The sequence below is a fragment of the Nocardia sp. NPDC049526 genome (genome assembly GCF_044465765.1).
Lineage (GTDB): Bacteria > Actinomycetota > Actinomycetes > Mycobacteriales > Mycobacteriaceae > Nocardia.
Genome location: NZ_JBITMA010000002.1, coordinates 224,770 through 227,229 on the forward strand (window position 1 = coordinate 224,770; position 2,460 = coordinate 227,229).

Below are 2,460 nucleotides of genomic sequence, written 5' to 3' on the forward strand. Positions count from 1 at the left end.
GCCCAGACATTGTCGACGACAAGCAGATAACGCCGCCCCGCCAGCAAAGCTGCGTGAGAAACGCCTTACCGTGCTGAACATCGGCGTAGACCACACCCTGCCGCCCGAAGGCGGCCGCCACCTGTGCTTGTCTGGTCGGCATCACCGGATTCGGGCCCAACTCCACCCGGACTATGCCGTCCGGAAAAGCTGCCCGTACCCGCCCATCACGGCAAACAGCCGCTGCGAGAACAGATTTCCCGACACCGCATCGGGATCACGTGGCCGGCCTGCGGGATGACGGCCAGCAGGTAGCAAGCCCAGGAACTCCTTGGGTAGGTCGTCGAATCTTCAGTTCGATGAGGGCGCGCCCGCGGCGGGGGTGTGTTCGGCGGTCCCGGTGATGTTGCGGGCCATGCCGCCGAACACGGCGGCGTGAAACGGTGTGATCGCCTTCCAGTAGAGGTGCCCAGCAAGTCCGTGCGGCTGGAAGATGGCGCGTTGCCGATAGCGGGAACCCCCGCCGGGGTCGGGCTCCACGCCGAGTTCGAGCCATGCCAGTCCCGGGACCTGCATTTCGGCGCGAAGCCGAAGCAGGTGGGGACGGTCGATGTGTTCAACGCGCCACCAGTCCAGGGCTTCGCCAGGGTGCAGGCGGTGTGGGTCTCTGCGGCCGCGACGTAAACCGACCCCGCCGGTGACCCGGTCGATCCAGCCGCGCAGCGACCAGGCAAGCGGAAACGAGTACCAGCCGTTTTCGCCGCCGATGGATTCGATGACCGCCCACAGGGTGTCGGAGTCGGCGTGGGTGTGGCGCTCGCGGAAGTCCTCGTAGAGTGAACCGCCGGACCAGGCCGGGTCAGTGGGCAGCGGATCCGAGGGCACGCCGGGTGTGCTGGCGTCCGACCAGCGGGTCGGCACCTCGGCGTTGCGGATGCGGGTCAGTGCCAGTTCCACGGCACGTTCGCAGCTGGTGAGGCCGCCGGCGGGATCGGGGATGTGCGCGGCGATGTCGTGGTCGCCGCACACGACTTCGTGCACGAGAGATTCGATGAGCGGGACGGCCAAGGCGCGCGGCACCGGGGTCACCAGGTTGACCCATTGCGCCGACAGCCATGGCGTGAGCACCGGGACCGGCAGCACCACCCGACGAGTCAGCCCGGCGACCACTGCGTATTCGCGCATCATGGTCAGATAGGTCAGGACGTCGGGGCCACCGATATCGAACGGGCGGTTGACGTCGGCGGGCAGCTCCGCGGCCCGCAGCAGGTAGTACAAGACATCGCGCACGGCGATGGGTTGGATGCGGTTGCGCACCCAACGGGGGGTGATCATCGCGGGCAGGCGTTCGGACAGGTAGCGCAGCATCTCGAAACTGGCCGAGCCGGATCCGATGATGACTGCCGCGCGCAGTTCCGCAGTGGGGACCCCGGATGCCCGCAGGATTTCTCCGACCTCGGCGCGGGAGGCGAGGTGGCGCGAGAGCTCTGTATGTTCCGGGATGATGCCGCCGAGATAGACGATGCGCCTGACCCCGGCCGAGGTCGCCGCGGCCGCGACGACCCGTGCGGCGTGCTGATCGATGCCTGCGAAGTCGCGGCGGGTCAACGAGTGCACCAGGTAGTAGACGACCTCCTGGTCGGCGACCGCGGCGCGCACCTCGTCGTCATCGCTGACATCGCCGCGGACCACCTCGACTCGATCCCGCCACGGCACCTCCGCCAGCTTCGCCGGCGTCCGGGCCACCGCCCGCACCTGATGACCGGCCTGCGCCAGTTCGGGCACCAAACGTCCGCCGATGTAGCCGGTCGCGCCGAAAACCACACACCGCATGCTCAACCATCCTTCTTCCCGGTCATGGACGTCGAGATCAGTGAGGACCGCGACCGCCCCGGCACCAACGCGCCATACCCCACGCTTGCGTACGCCATGTGTGCGGGAATGAGTTGTTGCCTGTGCCGCACACGGATTCGCCTGGCCGGTGACTGCTGTCGAGGCGGTCCATCGGAAGACTCCTGGTATGTCAGCCGTTGGCGACTACGCGCCGCCCTGCGGCTCGGGCTTACCACCTATTCCAATGCATAAACGTTGCATGAACCGCCGAGGCGAATCTGGCCTGCGACGGCGACGACGGGCCTGTCGCCGCAGATCAGCCCGGTCAGGCGGATGAGGATACGACGTCACGACTTGACCCCTGAAACGATCCTCCAGCCACCATCTCGCTAACTGGAACTCGATTCGAATCGCCAAGAGATTGAGCGAAAACCATTCAACGGTCAGTCAATTATCAGCGACGCGGCGCAGTTGACGAAGCACCGATAGTACGGCTGTCTCGTCGTTCGAATTTCCGGCGGTGAATTCGGCGATGCGCGGGCCGTCGGCCATATCGCGAAGCAACGGCTGCTCGCGACCCTGCCCCTCGTGCGCCGCGCCCGGTGCGGATCGACGAGACACGGGCAAGTGTCCGGTTCCCCGCCCCCG

At 66.7% G+C, this 2,460-nt stretch carries 2 protein-coding genes; both read right to left on the bottom strand.

What is annotated here, in order from left to right; genetic code table 11:
- Window positions 1–330 precede the first annotated feature (330 nt).
- On the bottom strand, window positions 331–1,812 hold the full coding sequence (locus tag ACIBW7_RS05835; RefSeq protein WP_397044556.1) for an SDR family oxidoreductase: 1,482 nt from the start codon (window positions 1,810–1,812) through the stop codon (window positions 331–333).
- A 447-nt stretch (window positions 1,813–2,259) separates the two neighbouring features.
- Window positions 2,260–2,433, bottom strand: a complete 174-nt coding sequence (locus ACIBW7_RS05840) for a hypothetical protein (protein WP_397044558.1) — start codon at window positions 2,431–2,433, stop codon at window positions 2,260–2,262.
- Between the last annotated feature and the right edge of the window lie 27 nt (window positions 2,434–2,460).